Source organism: Mesorhizobium sp. C264A (assembly GCF_040324515.1).
Taxonomy (GTDB): Bacteria; Pseudomonadota; Alphaproteobacteria; order Rhizobiales; family Rhizobiaceae; genus Mesorhizobium.
Window position 1 is genome coordinate 276,270 of sequence record NZ_JAMYVY010000002.1, and the last position, 15,699, is coordinate 291,968.

Here is a 15,699-nt window from a genome sequence, read left to right on the forward strand (position 1 = left end):
TGGTACGCAAAGGTATCTCATCCAGCGAGTAGTTTCAATGCGTTATGATCTGTTTACGTATCATATGTGAAGAAAATGATATGGAAAGAGATCAATCTTCCTCTCTCTTTAGCGCCGCGCGGCAACGTCGTTCCTCCGAGAACTGAACCGCACCGGGTTTTCCGGAGGCCGTTTCGTTGAGTCACGCGGCCATGGCTGGGTCATACAGAATGGCGTAGCAGCGTTCCTCAGCTTCGGCCGGCGGAATGTTGCCGATGGCCTCCAGCAGCCGGCGATTGTTGAACCAATCGACCCAATCGAGCTACCGAACTCGACGGCTTCGAAGTCGCGCCATGGTCCGCGTCGATGGATCACCTCGGCCTTGTAAAGGCCGTTGATCGTTTCGGCGAGAGCATTGTCGTAGCTGTCGCCGACGCTGCCTACCGAAGGCTCAACGCCGGCCTCCGCCAGGCGCTCGGTGTATCTGATAGAGTCGTATTGGGCGGCCTCTATCGCTGTGATGGATCAGCCTGCCCCCCTGCACGGGCCGCCGACCATGGAGAGCCTGTTTCAGAGCGTCCAGAACGAAGCTGGCATGCGCCGTCCGGCTCACCCGCCAGCCGACGATCCTTCGCGCATAGGTGTCGATGACAAAGGCGACATAGACGGAGCCCGTCCAGGTCGCGACGCAGGTCAAGTCGGAGACCCACAGCATGTTCGGCGCCGGGGCATGGAATTGGCGATTAGCGTGATCGAGAGGGCAAGGTGCGGCCTTGTCGCTCACCGTGGTGCGGATCGGCTTGCCGCGGATGATGCCCTCAAGACCCATGGCCCTCATCAGTGGGGCAACCGTGCAGCGGGCGACGTCGAGCCCTCACGCTGTAACTCCCGCCAGACCTTGCGAACGCCGTAGACGCGGAAGTTGGCCTCGAACACGCGTCGGACCTCATCCTTCAAGGCCATGGCCTCATCCCGCTTCGCCCGAGCCGACAGCCGGGAAGGATCGATGCGCTTGGCGACATGGTCGTGGTAGCTCGACGGGGCGATCGGCAGCACCTTCCAGATCGGCTCGACCGATGCGGTTGCCACGTCCGAAGGCACGCCGGCGAGCACGGTTCATACAGCTGCTGTGGCCACCGTCCACCGGCTTTTCTTCGTAATAGGCCTAGTGCATGCGTCGCTGCAGACGGCCAACTGAAAGAACATTCAGCCAACGGCTATTTGACCTCGGCGCCGATGCACTCGACGGTGGTCCTATGAAAGAGACGGGCTGCTTCAGATGCCGCACAGCCTTCATTTAGCTGAGTCGAGTGATTTCGGAGCGCTGATTGGGTTTGTTTCGGACGGCGTCCACCCTTTCGCCCGCGTTCGCGGGCTGCCTGTAACCGGGGCACCGTGGGCATTTTTAGAATAATACCCGCTAAGGTAATTCGAAGTTGTTTGGATTGACCGGTTAGCTCGGATCGGCCTGGAGCGTTCCCGGGTCGGTCAATCTCGTTCCAGAGATAGTCTGGTGAATGCGATATGAGCCAAGGAGCGGTGCGACCTGGGAGAGCAATTCGACGGAATATCGATGCCCTGGCCGCGGACATAACCGACAGGGGCTGAGATGACGGTAAGCGCGTAAGCTAGGCCCCGTGTCAGCATCACCAGAGCTGACAACCCTTGGACGGCTCGCAGCGTCGGGGACGACTATGGGGTGGCGACAAGGCGCAGCGTGAGGTGCCCAGACCGGCGCTTGAGAAGGCTCTAACTCAGGCTGGCTAGACCTCCGACCCGACAAGCTAACACAAAGACGCAACGCACCGTTCGAGTTTATTGATGGCAACAAGCCGGCTCCCCAATTAGAGGATTTCCCGGCTTAATTTCCAGCGTCGACTTGACTGCAAAAGACTTTCGCTGGAAGTGTCGACCTAGATTCGGGGGGCTCCATAAAATGGCAAGCAAGGCAAAATCGCGGAAGCGCGTTGGAACTCTAGAAGACCGGTTTATGGACGCCGTTAGAGAATTGTCGGGGGGCGGAAAAGTGAGCGTTAAGAACGCAGCCCTTTTCAATAAACTGGGTTGGATAGAAGAACGTTACACGACAACTAAGGACCGCCTGAGGAAGAATGGACTGATAAGAGGAGGTCCCGGTGGGACTATGTCCCTCCCCCAAAATGCGGCTAGCCCCAGTCCCAAGCCTCTCAAGGCGTTTATCTCCTACTCGCATGCAGATGCGGCTATCAAGGTTGACCTTCTAAAGCACCTTACGCCGCTGAGCCGACTTGGTCTTGTCGAGGCTTGGCACGATGGCGAAATCGAGACTGGCGACAAATGGGCGGACGCCATCAAGGGCAATCTAGAGAGCGCCGACATTATCATCCTCCTGATAAGCGTTGACTTTATCAACTCGCGTTATTGCAACCAGATTGAGCTAACTCACGCGATGGAGAGAGAGGCCAACAACACGACGGTTGTTATTCCAGTGATCGCGAGAAATTGCCTGTGGCAGGAAGAGCTCTTCGGCTCTTTTCAGGCGACCCTCAAGGGTACATCGATCGCAAGTTTCAAGGACCGCGACGAAGCTCTGACTTTGGTCGCGGCAGATATCAAGGAAAAAGCCCTTTCCATGCTTGCCAAAAAGAACGGGGTTGCTCCTTCCTAGATGTGCAATCTGCACAACATCACCACGTCGCAAGAAGCCATACGCCAGTGCACCAGGGCTCTGCGCGACCATCTCAGGCAACCTGAACCGTCCATCGACATCTACCCCAACCAGCCCCCAACCAGCCCGGTCCGGTGGTCCGCAATGCGGCAGACGGGCAACGTGAAGTCGCCAACCTGATTTGGGGAATGCCGACACCGCTCGAACGGGTCAAGGGCAAGGCCGACTACGGCACGACCAATATCCGCAACCCACAATACGGCCATTGGCAGCAGTACCGTTGGGGTTGAGCATCGCTGTGTGGTGCCTGTGACGAGTTTCTCGGAGCCCAGCCCAACACCCGGCATTCCATCTCGGCCTCGAGCACCTCCTGCATCACCGCACGGAGAACTTCGTGCAATCCATCCGGGTTCGAAAGCAAAATGTCTTTGACAGCAAGCGCCGGCGGTCTTAGTCAGTCTTGGTCACGGTGGCGTTCCTTCGCGGGAAATCAGGTGACGTGAACAATCACCAGCCTGCCATGACCGCCCCCTCTCAGCGAATTTGCAGAACTCTCAGCACACTACCGGGGCAGATGTGGATCGGTGCCTAATTGGCGTAACGCCAAGCAAACACAAGGGATTGAGGCTGGCTTACCTTCTCCGTTGCTTGCAGGAATACTCCTTCATTGCAATGGATTTGCGCCATCTGCTCCTGCCGGTCTCCCGCCGCACCTGGTGTTCCGGCCCTTTCAGGGGCTCGGCTCGATCGGCGTGACCACCCTGATCAAGCATCGACATAGCCGTCGAATACCGCTTTACTCTCGGCTGTCCAGTCGGGCGTGGCGGGGCGCTTCCCTGATGACGAAGCAGCACCCGAACAAGCCCGTGACCAGCGTGTCCCCGCTTCCGAGACTTTCTCACTCAGTAAGGCTATGCGCCCGCCGCCACCTGCGGGCTACGCCGGCATCAACCGGCGGGCAGATGGGCCGAGGGCAATAAGCGGGCCTGGCGCAACGCCCCCAGATCAGCCGAGCCGGTGCAGAAGCAGGCGACGGCCAACTGGCGGATGACGATCTCGAAATGCGCGACAACTGCCTCGGTGGATACCGTAGCCGCGCGCAGCACGCCGGCTGCCTGCCCGGCGATGTCCGCGCCGAGGCGGATAGCCTTGGCTACGTCGACGCCGTCGCTGATCCCGCCCGACGCGATCAGCTTCACCGCTGGCAGCGCCCGACGTACCGCCTGCACGCTGGCCGGGGTCGCAATCCCCCAATCGGCGAACGCCATCGCCACTGCGCGGTCGGCGGCATCGCGGGCGCGCTCGCCCTCCACCGCGGCCCAACTGGTGCCGCCGGCGCCGGCGACATCGATCACCGCCACGCCCGCCTGAACGAGCGCACAAGCCACCGAGGGAGAGAGGCCCGACCCCACTTCCTTGGCCACGACCGGCACGCCGACGCTACGTGCGGCGCGAGCGATCTGGGCCAGGACGCCGCGCCAGTCGCGGTCGCCCTCCGGCTGTACCGCTTCCTGCAGCGGATTGAGATGGACGATGAGTCCATCGGCCTCCAGTGCATCCACCGCCCGGCGGGCAAGGTCCAGGCCGTCGGGCTGGCGCAGTTGCGCGGCGCCGATATTGGCCAGCAAGGGAACGTCTGGGGCGAGGCGGCGCAGCGCGCGCGTCAGCCCCTGGGAGTTGCGGGATTGCAGGCTCACGCGCTGCGAACCGACGCACATGGCGATCCCCAAGGCTTGCGCTGCCTCGCTCAGATGCCGGTTAATGGCCTCGGCGCGTGGCATGCCGCCGGTCATGGAGCTGATCAGCAGAGGCGCGCGCATGGTCTTGCCCAGCAGCGAGGCGCTGAGGTCGATCTGCGTCAGATCCAACTCGGGCAATGCGCAGTGTTCGAAGCGAATGTACTCCCAGCCGGCGGCCTTGGCCCGTGCCGTTCGACTATCCAGCACGATGTCCAGGTGGTCGTCCTTGCGCCGGCTCAGGTTGGTGTCGCTGATGCTCGCTCCATCCGCCGCATCGGGCGACGGCGTTGCGTCGGATCGGACCGACGGGAGCGCGCGCAAGCCGCCGCTTCCCGCGCGTTCAGGCCGGCGCACGCTGGCCTCCCTCCGCAGCGTCGCTGCGGTAGCGGCTGGTTGAGGTCTCGTAGTACTGCGCTCGGATGGCCGCCATGGCGTCGATCAACGGTCCCCACGGCGCGGGAAAGCGTTCTTGCGCCATCACCCGGTGCAGCATGCGCGTATGGCCGGCCAGCTCGTCGTTGAGGAACTCCACCACAGGCATAGCCGGATAGCGCTGCAGCAGCAGGATCGCCGCGTTAACTCCCTCGCCGGCCGACCTATCCTTTTCGCGTCCATGCAGATCGTTCTGCAAGCGCCCTATCGCGGAGATGAGCCGCAGGACCTGGCGAAACGCCGGATGCGCGCGCAAGGTCGCCATGTCCAGCCCCCACAGCAACGACAGGCAACAGAACACGTTCGTGTAGGCGATCGAGTCCACGCCGTTCTGCAAGTACTCGGCGTAGGACCATCGCTCCGCCCCTGCCGCCTGCGCGTGTTCGGCACGCAGCGCCGCGCAGTAGCACCGGGTATCCTCGAGAAGCTGGGCATAGTCGCGACGATCGTAGGCGAGCGCGGCGAGCGAAGCGCGCAGCACGGCACAGCCCTCGAATCCGGGGAGCGCGCACGGCACGCCCTGCCCCAGCGCCTGCTCCACCGCGGCGAGCTGCTCCGGCGCGATCAGGTCAAGGTCGTTGCAATCGTCCAGCCAGAACAGCAGCGCCAGTTCGCGATAGAACGCCACGATCAGCGTCTCGTCCAGCGGGTCGCGGCCGGTGCGGGCGCTGGTGTCGCGCAGGCTCGGCTGGATGCGCTGCAGGATGTACTGGCCGCCCCGGACTGCTTCCACGCCATGCTCGTCGGCGAACCCGGTCAGGGAACGCCCCCACTCCAGCACCTGTTGCAGCGCGCGATGGGTCGGGATCATGGCCCCGCTCCTGCTCCCTCGGCCGAGACGCGCCGCCCCCAACGAAGCGCCAGCCACAACCCGGCGAGTTCGGCCACGCGCACCACCCGGGTGGGGCAATACAGTTCCTTGCCGATCCACAGCGGTGTCTGGGGCAGTGAGTGCGCTGCGTGGCGGGCGAGCATCCACTTCAGCGCACCCGCCACCGCCTGCGCGATGCGCCGGCGTCCTGCCGGCTCTTCGCTCCCGTCCATCACGTGCAACGCGAACAGCGCATAGGCGGTTTCCTCGAATGTGGACGCGCGACCGGCGCCCCAGCCGCCGTCATCGCGCTGCGCCTGCAGCAGCGCTGTCAGCGCGCGCTCCTCGCGCCACTGGGGCTTGCCTTGCGCGAGCGCAGCAATCGCATGCGCGGTGGGATATAGCCACGAAACGTGCCATTTTTCGTTGTCCCATAGACCGTGCGGGTTGCGATTGGCCTCGACGTAGGCGCTGGTGCCGGCGGCGGGCTTTCCCAACATTCGCAACGCATGCAGGGCATGGATGTTGGTCGACACCGAGGCATTGCGCTCACCGGGGAAGGTGACGAAGAGCTCGCCGGTTTCGAACTGGCGCAAGGCGTCGGCCGCCGGGTCGCGGCCTGCAAGGCGAAGGACGCACAACGCAACGGCGGTGTCGTCCGCATCGGCCGCGAAGTGCAAGGCAGGGCCCAGACCGCGCACGCCCAGGCGGGCGTCGAGCTGCGCGATGATCACTTGCACCGCCTGGGCGAGCGCGGGATGCGCGAACAGACCGGCCAGATGCAGGGTGTACAGCGACCAGCATGGCTCGAACACATTGATTGGCCAGACGTTGGGAACGACACCTTCGATGCCGGTGCGCGTCGCCCGCGATGCCGCCTGCAGATACCCGCCCGTGCGCCCGACGTGCGGCGTTCTTCCCTGTGTGACGGCGTGCGCACGCCACGCGGCGGTGGCCGCCGGACTGATGCCGATGCTGCCGTCGTCGTCCGGGCATGCGGTGGCCGGCGACGTCCCCCAGGCTTCCCAGGAGTGCAGCAACGGATGGCCGCTCGGCAACGTCGCCACAGCCCCCAGCTTGAACAGGCGTGCTTGCCGCAACGGCAACAGCGCCGCGTGGCGCGAAAACGACAAGCCGCCCAGCAAGGATGCGGCCTCGTCGCACAACTGCGGCAGGATCAGCTCCGCGCCGATGGGCGCGTCTTCCGGCACCGCATGCGCGTAGGGATCGGGCTGGCGCTCGATGAACCGGGTTGCAGCCTGGACTGCGTCGGCAGCCCCGGGAAGAGGATCGGCATGCTGCAATGCCAGCAGCGCCGCCCACGTAGGCGCATGGCGAAACAGCGGGAAGTCCGCACTTCCCCATCCGCCATCGGCCTGTTGCTGCGCGATGAGCCAGGTGTACGCGTCCTGCCGACCGGTGACGTTGCCGTGGAACTGCAGAGCTCGCGCCGTGTCGTAGATGGACGGGCCGACGCTGCCGCCGTCGCTCATCTCGTTCAGCAGGTGGCGCAATTCGGAAAGGATCTGTTCGGACAGCGCGTTCACGCGGGATGTTCCTTCTGCAGAGGGCTAACGAGAACAGAAACGGGCAGACGCCGCGCACGTCGCCGCCGACACGGACACAGTGCAGCATGCAGCGCCCGCCGGCCGATCGCACCAGCACAGGGGCGAGTACTTACGGATGGGGCGCTCATGCGTATGGCGCGGACAGATAGACGTTGGCCCGCTGCAGCATCTGAGCCAGCCCTTCCGCACGCGGCCCCAGAGGGGCGATGGCCTCCCCGGCGTCGTGCAACAAATACAGCGCGAACTGGCGCGCTGCCTGCAGCCCCATGATTGACGCGCAGGTCGGCTTCTGCGCCGCCGCGTCCTTGCCGGGGGTCTTGCCAAGAGTCGCGGTATCCGCCGTCGCGTCGAGAATGTCGTCGGCCACCTGCAACGCCAGGCCAAAACAGGCGGTGTATCGATCGAGCGCACAGTAAAGCGTAGCGTGCGCGGCATCCTCCGTGATGGAGTATAGCGCGCCCATGCGAACCGACGCGCGCACTAGCGCTCCGGTTTTCATCCGGTGCATCGCTAGGATCCTGTCCAGCCCGGCGTGCTTTCCGACCAGGGACAGATCCATTGCCTGTCCGCCTGCGGCACCCTCGGCGGACACCGCCTGCGCTAGTTCGCGCACGAGCGCGATACGGTTGTCGCCCGGCGCATCCAGGCTCGTCAGGGTCAGGAAGGCGTGGGCCTGCAGCGCATCGCCGACCAGGATCGCAGTGGCTTCGCCGAACTTTACGTGCACGGTCGGAAGGCCGCGGCGAAGCACGTCGTCATCCATCGCGGGCAGGTCGTCGTGGACCAGGGTACAGGCGTGCATCATCTCGATCGCGGCACCGACGTCGTCGAGCATGGGCGCCGGCGTGCCCGCCAGTGCGCCGGCAGCCAGACAGAGCAAGGCGCGGGTGCGCTTCCCGCCATGCAAGGTGGCGTAGCGCATGGCCGCCATCAGCTCTGTCTTACCGTCGTCTTTGGCGCAGAGCAGACGCCCCAGAGCCTGTTCGACCCGCTTTGCGCCGTCGTGCATCCAGATCTCCGGGAGCAGCCCGCCAGAGGCGCCGCGCGCCTGCGCGCCCAATCCGCCGAATGTGGAAACGCCAATTCGGTCGCGTGGAGTGGAACCGGTCTGCATGTTGTTGATGTCCTTGTAGCTGAGATGGCCACGGCGAGCGCAAGTCGTCACGGTGTTGCCGGCGTCACACGAGTACGTGCGCTGAGTGCAGCAATGCCGCGCCCCGCCGGCGCCGCTGCCTTGCCACACAGGGCATGCGATGCCAGCTCATGAGAAGCCTATGCGGATTGCCATGGACGGATGTGCGGTCGGGTAATAGCGCCGGCCTTTTTCGACGTCGCTCAGCAACTGCGGCCGCACCCCGGCCTTGTGCATGATCAGCGCCAAGGCGATGCAGAACTGCACCATTTCCAGCCATACCAGGTGGTAGCCGATGCAGACGTGTGGGCCGGTACCGAACTGCAGCATGTCCACGGGCCGGATCGGTTCTGTGCGTAGCAGCCACCGCGCCAGGCGGAACTGATCAGGCGCCTCGTGCAGCAGCACCGAGGTCGAGAAATGCAGCAGCGGAATGCATAGGTGGGTGCCCGCGGGAATGCGCCGTTGGCCGAGTTGCAATTCCTGCAGCGCGCGACGCGGCAGGAGCGTGGTCGCCGGATGCAGGCGCAGTGTCTCGCGGAACAGCGCCTCGGCGACCGGACACTGCGCCAGGTCCGCGTGCCGGGTTGGCACCGCGCCCACGCGTTGCGCCTCCTCAACCAGGGCGTCCCACAGCAGAGGCTGCCGCGCCAGCTCTATTACAATCCAGGCCATCGTCGAGGCAGTGGTGTCGTGACCGGCAAGCAGCAGCAAGCGAATATTCGCGACCAGGACGTCATCGGAGAGCGGACCGTCGCTGCGGTCGAAGGCGCTCACCATGTCGTTGATCAACCCGGTGCGCGCGGCATGCGCGCGCGCGTCGCGGACGAACTGGCGCAACTGCGCGTCGATCCAGTCGCGGGCGGCGCGGCCGCGCCGCAAAGGCAGTCCGGGCAGGTCGACCGGTGGCGCGACGATCAACTGCAGCAATTGCCGGTACTTGCGATGCCATCCCGGCAGGTCCTGCGCGGGGATTCCCATGAGGCTGAAGATGAGCTTCATCATCAGGTCGCCGGTTTCGCGCAGGATGGGTACCTCGCCGCGAGCGCGCCATGCCTGCACCCGCGCCCGGATGACGGGCGCGAACAGGTCGCCGATCCCGGCCTGGGTCAGCCCCTTGGGCAAGAACGCTGCCTTGATGGCATCGCGCGCCTGCCGGTGCGCGCCGCCGTCCAGGGCAACCAACGTTCCGCCAAGCAATTCGGGCGCGATCTCTTCGATCAGCGCCGAGGACACGTCCTTGTGCTTGAGCAGTGCGAATGCATCCGGATCCACGCAGGTCATCAGATGTCCGGCAGGGCCGAAATCCAGCCAGAAGTGGCTGCCCAGCGTCCGTTCTGCGCGCTCCAGCAGGCGCGGCAGGTCGCAGACAATGGCAGGAAGATGCCCGACCAGGGGGAAAGCGCCAGGCATGACCGGGATGTCGCATCGCAGCCGGTGCCGACGGTTGAGTGGGTTGAGCAGCATGTCCATCAGCAGCGCGCCGCCGCCGCCGATCCGGTGTCGCCGGCAGGGCGCGCGGCGCAGCTGTTGCCACCGTCGGCGTATGTCGGCACATGCGCCAGCATGCCGCCATCGATGCACACGACCTGGCCGGTGATGAACGCAGCATCGTCGGAGAGCAGGAACGCCACCAGCGCGGCAACGTCCTCGGGACGGCCGACGCGCGGCAGGAGCTGGTGCCGACGCAGATGGCGTTGCATGCACTCGTCCAGCTTGGCGAGGAGACGCTCGGTCATGATAAGACCCGGCGCAACCGCGTTGCAGCGGATCTGAGAGTGACCGTACTGGGTTGCGAGCGAGGCCGACAGCATGTTAATCGCTGCCTTCGACGCGGCGTAGGACGTCTGCGCCGTGTCACCGCTGAGCCCCTGGCACGACGACATGTTGACGATCGCGCCACCGCCGCGGGCGATCATCCGTGGGATGGCCTGCCGGCAGCAGAGCAGCGTGCCGCGCAGATTGGTCGCCATGGTCTGGTCCCATACCGCCAGGTCCAGCTCGAGGATGGCGCGGTCGCGCGGGGTCAGATGCACGGCGCTCGCATTGTTCACCAGCAGGTCGACCCCCCCGAAGTGCCGCTTCGCCGTCTCGAACAGCGCTGCCACCGCCTGCTCATCAGCGATATCCATGGCTATGGGCAGCGCGTGGCCTGCTTCGGCCGCGATCTGCGCAGTGCAGGCGATGGCCGCCGAGCCATCAATGTCGGCCACCACCACTCTGCCGCCCCCGCGCGCGATGGCGAGAGCGCATGCCTTGCCGATGCCGGCGCCGGCGCCGGTCACCACGGCCACCTTGCCTTCAAACCGTCCCATCGTGTCTCCTGAATTGCATTGGTCTTTCGCAGCATGCCGCTCGGCCTCCACCAGGGTCGGCGCTGGCGCGCTCGTCATGGCCAGCGTCGCTTTCGATGACACGAATGGCGGCGACCGGGCACTGGTTGGCCGCAAGCCGCACGGCGGCGTGCAGCGCCTGCGGGACCGTCGCCACGCACACTTCGGCCACGCCGTCCGGTTCGCGCTGGCGAAAGGTGCCCGGCAGCGTCAGCACGCACTGCCCGGTCGTTCCGCACAGATCCTGATCGACCACGACGCGCATCTCAGCCCTCCTGCCCATGCAGCCGTACCGGCAGCGCGCGGAATGTCCTAAGGAACGCGGAGGGCTCCCGGGTCGGCTGCTCGGCCAATGCCAGCGTGGGGAAGCGCGCCTGGATCCGCGGCAGGCTCTCGGCCAACTGCACCCGGGCCAGTTGCGCACCAAGGCAGAAGTGGATCCCATGGCCGAAGGTCAGCATGATCTTCCCGTCGATCGACATGCCAGGACTGGTGCCGTAGAACCGCACGGGATCGAAGCGATCGGGATCGGCGAAGGCGTCCGGGTCGCGATTGCCGGCGGCGATCAGCACGCGCACGTCCGCGTTCTTCGGGATCACCACGCCGCCCAGTTCGATGTCGCGCTGGGCGATACGCGGAATGGAGCTGAACATCGCGGGCGCGTCGTAGCGCAGAGCTTCTTCGACGAATGCCTTCACCCCCACGGCATCTCCCTTCAGCCAATGCCGCTGTTCGGGATACGCCAGCATCGCCAGGACCGCATGGCCGATGGCCGCGGCAGTGGTGGCGAAGCCGCCCAGCAGCATGCCCCACAGCATGCTGATCAATTCCGCATCCGACAGTATCTCGGCATCGCCGTCGTGTGCGCCGACCAGCATTGACACGATGTCGTGGCTGGAATCGGTGCGCTTGCGCTGTATGAGGTCGCCGAAGTAGGCCTGCACCCTGGCGCTGGCCGCGTCGCCCGCGGCGAGTTGGGGATCGCTGGCGTGCGGGCTCAGGCCTTCCAGAATGGCGCTGATGCCGGCGACGAGCCCGAACATGTCGTCCCGGGGCATGCCGAACAGTTCGCCGAAAACCAGCATGGGCAAGGCCAGCGCGAATTCCCGATGCAGGTCCACCGCATCCCCGCGCTCCAGCGCGGGCGCCATGCCGTCCAGGCGCGCTGCGACAATGCGAGCGATGGTCGGCCTCAGGTTGTCGATCTGGCCGATGGTGAAATCGCGCGAGATCAGCCGGCGCAGACGCGTATGCGTTGGTGGTTCCTTCATCGCTAAAGTGGACGCCAGCAAACTTAGCGACAGGCTGGTCGCCGCACGCGGGAAATAGCGCGCCAGTTCGCCCGGCGCCGGTCCCCGAAAAGCATCGCCCGTGGCCTTGAGCGCCCAGTAGATGTCGGCGTGACGGCTCAACAGAAAGAGGCCCGACGCCGCGCGATGTACCGGATCGTGCTCGCGCAACCACCGCATGAATGGGTACGGGTCCTGAATGCACCCTGGCGACGCCAGTTCGGCGAAGGCGTCCCGGCATGCTGCCGTGGTTTCTTGCACGTCCATCTTGGTCACCTGTTGGTTGGCTGATCTGATCGGCGCGCGGCAGGGGCGCCGGCAATTCGAGGACATCGCGATTCCTCGTGGCGTCCGCGCATCACCAGAGCACCGGGAACTCCACGAACCCGCCAGTGATGATCTCCTTGCGCAACTCCAGTTCTTCGGGCGCCACCGCCAGGCGCAGCGCGGGAAAGCACTGGAAGATCGAACCGAACACCGCTTTTAGTTCCAGCCTGGCTAGCGCCAAGCCGATGCAGCTGTGCGGCCCGTAGGAGAACACCAGGTGCGGGTTTTCGTCACGTCCGATGTCGAAGATTTCCGGGTCGTCGAAATGGCGCGGATCGAACGACGTCGCCGGCAGGCCGACCAGCACCTTGCTCTCTGCGGGAACATGCACGCCCGCGATGGTCACGTCGGTCCTCGGATAGCGCATGATGCCGTCCCAGCCGGCGCCCGGCGGGTACATGCGCAGGATTTCCTCCACGGCCTTGTCCACCAGGGATGGATCGCCCACCAGGCGTTCGCGCTGTTGCGGATGGCGGAACATGGCCAGCAGGCCAAATTCGATCTGTGCCACGGTGCTCTCGTGCCCCGCCACCAGCATGCCTGCCGCCAGGCCGATCGCCTCTTCCTCGGTCGCCTTGCCCTGGTCGACCGCCGCGAGCAGATCCGTCAGCACGTTGTCGCCCGGATCCTGGCGCTTGTCCCGCATCTTGCCGCGAATGTAGGCGCGGAGTTCTTCCCAGGCCAAGCGCGACGCGCTTCGCGGGCCGCTTTCATGCTGGTGCGTCATCACCTCGTCGGACAGCCCTGCAAAAAAGGCGTGATCCTCGTAGAGCACGCCCATCAGCGCGCCAATGACCATCGCAGGAAGCGGAAAGGAGAGGTGGCGCCGCAGATCGGCGGGCTGGGGCTGGGCCGCCAGCGTCTCGAACAACTGCGCGGCGATCGCCTCCACCTGCTGCGCGAGCTGCTTCAACCTGCCGTTGCTGAAGGCCGGCGCCACGATCGTGCGTAGCCGCGTATGCTCGCCCCCCTCGTGCGAGACCAGCCATCCTGGCGAACCGAGAATCACCGAATCCGGGGTGAATGCCGCCGGCGGCATTCCCGCGGGCCGGAACGCCGCGTCGGTCAATACCGCCTTGGCCTCGTCATAGCCTGTGACCCACCAGCCTTCGTGCCCGGACGGGAAGCGCACGTGGTGGATCGGACCATTGGCGCGTAGCGCCAACATCTCGGGGGATGGCTCAATGTGATCGACGCGCCACATCGGCAGCGTCGGCAAGGGTTGTTCGGACATGGTGGCACTTCACTCTATAGCGAGGGCGGAAGGTGACCGGCGGGCGCTGCGGTAGAGAAGACCTAAGACGGCATGTAGACGACGTCGTCGGAAGGCAGACCGATTATCAGGATCGGCTAACGCTTAACTGCCTAGGCAAACGCGCGGCGAGATGCAGAACGTTATCCTGTACCTTCGAGGTCAGGATAAAGTCGGTGTGGTGGGCCTTTGACTCGCCGCCGGCCAAGATTTCCTGCGCAAGGGTCGACAAGAGCGGCGAGCTGTTGGGTAAGGGCGGTTTCGCCGAGGACCCCATGCCCATAGACGCTATCCGACGCGGATTTGACATTTTGCTTTTCTTTCTTCGTTCCATTCGTGCCATCCACGAAATGAAAGTCGGTCGGCGGCTCCCGGCCCGCAACGAAGCGGCTTCAAAACTCGTGCCAATTTGGCCAACCGAAGAAAAAATCTGTGATGCTTTTAGGGGCTTAGCCTGAGGCCAGAGAAGAGCTAGGCGAAATAGGCCGGTGTCGCGGGCCAACAAAGGCGACGGAAAAGTGTCGGACAGAACGCCTCGGCGACCTTTAGGTCGGGCTTGCGACATTCTGGTCCAGTTTCGAACATAAGAGGCGGCGAACAGACACGATTGGGGAATTCGATCCTCACGGGGCCAAGGCGCTTGCCCAAGAGCGCCCGCTCATGGTCGCTGCGACAGGCGCATGTTCGCGATAGCCGTGCCGGCGCACCAATGAACGCTAGCGCCACACGTTACGCAATGACTGGAGTGCCCTCCAGGCTCAGGTAATGCATCGGCTCGGCTTCCGGTTCGTCTTTGCCCAGCCGGGGCTGAAGCGCCGAATATCCGCACCATACAGCATCGTTGTTGCCTGTGTGACGAGGCGGTTATAGCGCCCGCCCGATCTTCTAAGACACGGCCTTCGAGAAGGAGGGGCGGTCCAACAGCCCCTCTATTCCAAATGGCACGCCGCTTGCTGCTCCTGGTTAGAGCACCATCAAATCACGATGAAAGCGACTTGAACCATGCCAGACGCGCGAAGCTCTAGACAGTGGCCTGAGGAGACGGTGCCCGTTCCCGCTGAACATCGGGACATCGTCTCCTCCGGAAGTCCGTTCTCGGTGGCCGCTTTGCGCATGGCTGGTCCGATGCCGGCACGCCAACACGGGCCGCTCGCGAAAATGCCGTTTACCGGTTCTGTTCATCATGTGAGTGCCCAAGAGCCCCGTCAAAGGGTCACCCAAGCCAAGGCCGGCGGGTCACTGCCACATATCGACAACACGCTGAACCAGTCCAGTGACGCGGGTCTGTTGCGTGAAGTGACATTTCAGGCCCCCACATGCTTGCGATATTGGCTACTTCCGGCCGCTATCCCTTTTCCCCGGGCACGATCGCGGGTGACCGATCCCGCTTCCGGCGCCATAGCCGTGGAAAGCAAGCGGCTCGACGGTGTCCAGCTCGCTCAGATCGATTGCGTTCGGGTGGCCAAGACCAGCCGCCAAGACGTTCCCATACGTCGCGAGGGAAAAGGAGGTTGCGAGCCGCCGAGGCCCTCATTCCGTGCCCGAGCATACGAGCCTTTGCTCGGAATTGCGCCAGCCTCTGCCAGAATTCAGCGCCAGTTTTCTTCTTTAGGAGCAACTTGATGACAGATCAAAAGAAAGTTCCCTTCGTCACCTTTCTCACGCGCGTTCACGATAAGTCAGTCCAGGGGCCAAATCCATATCGCTGGGAAGAAAAGACATCTAACGACTACTTTGCCGGCAAGCGGGTCATCCTGTTCTCGCTGCCTGGCGCCTTCACACCAACCTGCTCGACCTACCAATTGCCCCAGTTCGAAGAGCTCTATGATGAGTTTGAGAAGGAGGGAATTGACGCGATTTACTGCCTCTCAGTCAACGACGCCTTCGTCATGAATGCGTGGGGGAAGTCCTTGGGCCTGAAGCAGGTCGAGCTCATCCCCGATGGCTCAGGCGAGTTCACACGCAAAATGGGCATGCTGGTCGCCAAGGACAATCTCGGCTTCGGGATGCGCTCCTGGCGCTACGCCGCCCTGATCAACAATGGCGTGGTGGAGCACTGGTTCGAGGAGGAAGGTTTCTCCGACAACTGCGAGGCCGATCCCTATGGCGTCTCGTCCCCGCAAAACGTTCTCGAAACGCTGAAAGCCGCCGCATGACCTAGAATACGTCTCACTGGTGCCATTGCCGGCC

13 protein-coding genes and 1 pseudogene are annotated in these 15,699 nt (G+C 64.2%); 4 read left to right on the forward strand and 10 right to left on the reverse strand.

Annotation, left to right across the window (positions count from 1 at the left end):
• Window positions 1-181: 181 nt before the first annotated feature.
• Window positions 182-1,053 (reverse strand): annotated as a pseudogene (locus NKL04_RS20450) (IS3 family transposase); the annotation flags it as partial.
• An 862-nt stretch (window positions 1,054-1,915) separates the two neighbouring features.
• On the opposite strand from NKL04_RS20450, the gene NKL04_RS20455 reads away from it, so the two are divergent.
• Both NKL04_RS20455 and NKL04_RS20460 read left to right on the forward strand, forming a co-directional pair.
• Entirely contained in the window at window positions 1,916-2,626 is a 711-nt protein-coding gene (locus tag NKL04_RS20455) for a toll/interleukin-1 receptor domain-containing protein (protein ID WP_023727169.1), read from the forward strand.
• A 134-nt stretch (window positions 2,627-2,760) separates the two neighbouring features.
• Window positions 2,761-2,916, forward strand: a complete 156-nt coding sequence (locus NKL04_RS20460; protein WP_245261225.1) for a hypothetical protein — start codon at window positions 2,761-2,763, stop codon at window positions 2,914-2,916.
• 657 nt (window positions 2,917-3,573) lie between these two features.
• Here the strand turns inward: NKL04_RS20460 and fni are convergent.
• The 9 genes from fni to NKL04_RS20505 form a co-directional block, all read right to left on the reverse strand.
• On the reverse strand, window positions 3,574-4,620 hold the full coding sequence (fni, locus tag NKL04_RS20465; protein ID WP_031198378.1) for a type 2 isopentenyl-diphosphate Delta-isomerase: 1,047 nt from the start codon (window positions 4,618-4,620) through the stop codon (window positions 3,574-3,576).
• An 85-nt stretch (window positions 4,621-4,705) separates the two neighbouring features.
• Window positions 4,706-5,608, reverse strand: a complete 903-nt coding sequence (locus tag NKL04_RS20470; protein ID WP_023702812.1) for a terpene synthase family protein — start codon at window positions 5,606-5,608, stop codon at window positions 4,706-4,708.
• The gene (locus NKL04_RS20475; protein WP_023702813.1) at window positions 5,605-7,155 is read right to left on the reverse strand and encodes a hypothetical protein; all 1,551 of its coding nucleotides are present in this window, start codon (window positions 7,153-7,155) and stop codon (window positions 5,605-5,607) included. Before NKL04_RS20475 ends, NKL04_RS20470 begins: the two co-directional genes overlap by 4 nt.
• Before the next feature lie 145 nt (window positions 7,156-7,300).
• Window positions 7,301-8,290 carry a polyprenyl synthetase family protein gene (locus tag NKL04_RS20480; protein ID WP_023715667.1) on the reverse strand — a complete coding sequence of 330 codons (990 nt, stop codon included), beginning with the start codon at window positions 8,288-8,290 and terminating at the stop codon, window positions 7,301-7,303.
• Window positions 8,291-8,437: 147 nt separating this feature from the next.
• Entirely contained in the window at window positions 8,438-9,781 is a 1,344-nt protein-coding gene (locus NKL04_RS20485) for a cytochrome P450 (protein ID WP_023702815.1), read from the reverse strand.
• A complete protein-coding gene (locus tag NKL04_RS20490; RefSeq protein ID WP_023702816.1) occupies window positions 9,781-10,623 on the reverse strand; it encodes an SDR family oxidoreductase in 843 nt (280 codons plus the stop codon). Before NKL04_RS20490 ends, NKL04_RS20485 begins: the two co-directional genes overlap by 1 nt.
• Window positions 10,610-10,906 (reverse strand): ferredoxin, encoded by a 297-nt coding sequence (locus tag NKL04_RS20495; RefSeq protein ID WP_245271476.1) that lies wholly within the window; start codon window positions 10,904-10,906, stop codon window positions 10,610-10,612. Before NKL04_RS20495 ends, NKL04_RS20490 begins: the two co-directional genes overlap by 14 nt.
• Before the next feature lies 1 nt (window position 10,907).
• The gene (locus tag NKL04_RS20500; RefSeq protein ID WP_023715665.1) at window positions 10,908-12,197 is read right to left on the reverse strand and encodes a cytochrome P450; all 1,290 of its coding nucleotides are present in this window, start codon (window positions 12,195-12,197) and stop codon (window positions 10,908-10,910) included.
• A 91-nt stretch (window positions 12,198-12,288) separates the two neighbouring features.
• Complete coding sequence (locus tag NKL04_RS20505) at window positions 12,289-13,491, reverse strand: cytochrome P450 (protein ID WP_023702819.1); 1,203 nt, start codon at window positions 13,489-13,491, stop codon at window positions 12,289-12,291.
• Between the two features lie 194 nt (window positions 13,492-13,685).
• Here NKL04_RS20505 and NKL04_RS20510 point away from each other — a divergent pair, with 194 nt between their 5' ends.
• Both NKL04_RS20510 and NKL04_RS20515 read left to right on the forward strand, forming a co-directional pair.
• Window positions 13,686-13,967, forward strand: coding sequence for a hypothetical protein (locus NKL04_RS20510; RefSeq protein ID WP_023702820.1), 282 nt, complete (start codon window positions 13,686-13,688; stop codon window positions 13,965-13,967).
• Window positions 13,968-15,131: 1,164 nt separating this feature from the next.
• The gene (locus tag NKL04_RS20515; protein WP_023702821.1) at window positions 15,132-15,665 is read left to right on the forward strand and encodes a peroxiredoxin; all 534 of its coding nucleotides are present in this window, start codon (window positions 15,132-15,134) and stop codon (window positions 15,663-15,665) included.
• Window positions 15,666-15,699 lie beyond the last annotated feature (34 nt).

Excerpts from the sequence above, each read along its gene's own strand:
- NKL04_RS20455 (WP_023727169.1), top strand. The coding sequence starts at position 1,916 with ATGGCAAGCAAGGCAAAATCGCGGAAGCGCGTTGGAACTCTAGAAGAC.
- NKL04_RS20470 (WP_023702812.1), bottom strand. The coding sequence starts at position 5,608 with ATGATCCCGACCCATCGCGCGCTGCAACAGGTGCTGGAGTGGGGGCGT.
- NKL04_RS20480 (WP_023715667.1), bottom strand. The coding sequence starts at position 8,290 with ATGCAGACCGGTTCCACTCCACGCGACCGAATTGGCGTTTCCACATTC.
- NKL04_RS20485 (WP_023702815.1), bottom strand. The coding sequence starts at position 9,781 with ATGGACATGCTGCTCAACCCACTCAACCGTCGGCACCGGCTGCGATGC.
- NKL04_RS20490 (WP_023702816.1), bottom strand. The coding sequence starts at position 10,623 with ATGGGACGGTTTGAAGGCAAGGTGGCCGTGGTGACCGGCGCCGGCGCC.
- NKL04_RS20495 (WP_245271476.1), bottom strand. The coding sequence starts at position 10,906 with ATGCGCGTCGTGGTCGATCAGGATCTGTGCGGAACGACCGGGCAGTGC.
- NKL04_RS20500 (WP_023715665.1), bottom strand. The coding sequence starts at position 12,197 with ATGGACGTGCAAGAAACCACGGCAGCATGCCGGGACGCCTTCGCCGAA.
- NKL04_RS20505 (WP_023702819.1), bottom strand. The coding sequence starts at position 13,491 with ATGTCCGAACAACCCTTGCCGACGCTGCCGATGTGGCGCGTCGATCAC.
- NKL04_RS20515 (WP_023702821.1), top strand. The coding sequence starts at position 15,132 with ATGACAGATCAAAAGAAAGTTCCCTTCGTCACCTTTCTCACGCGCGTT.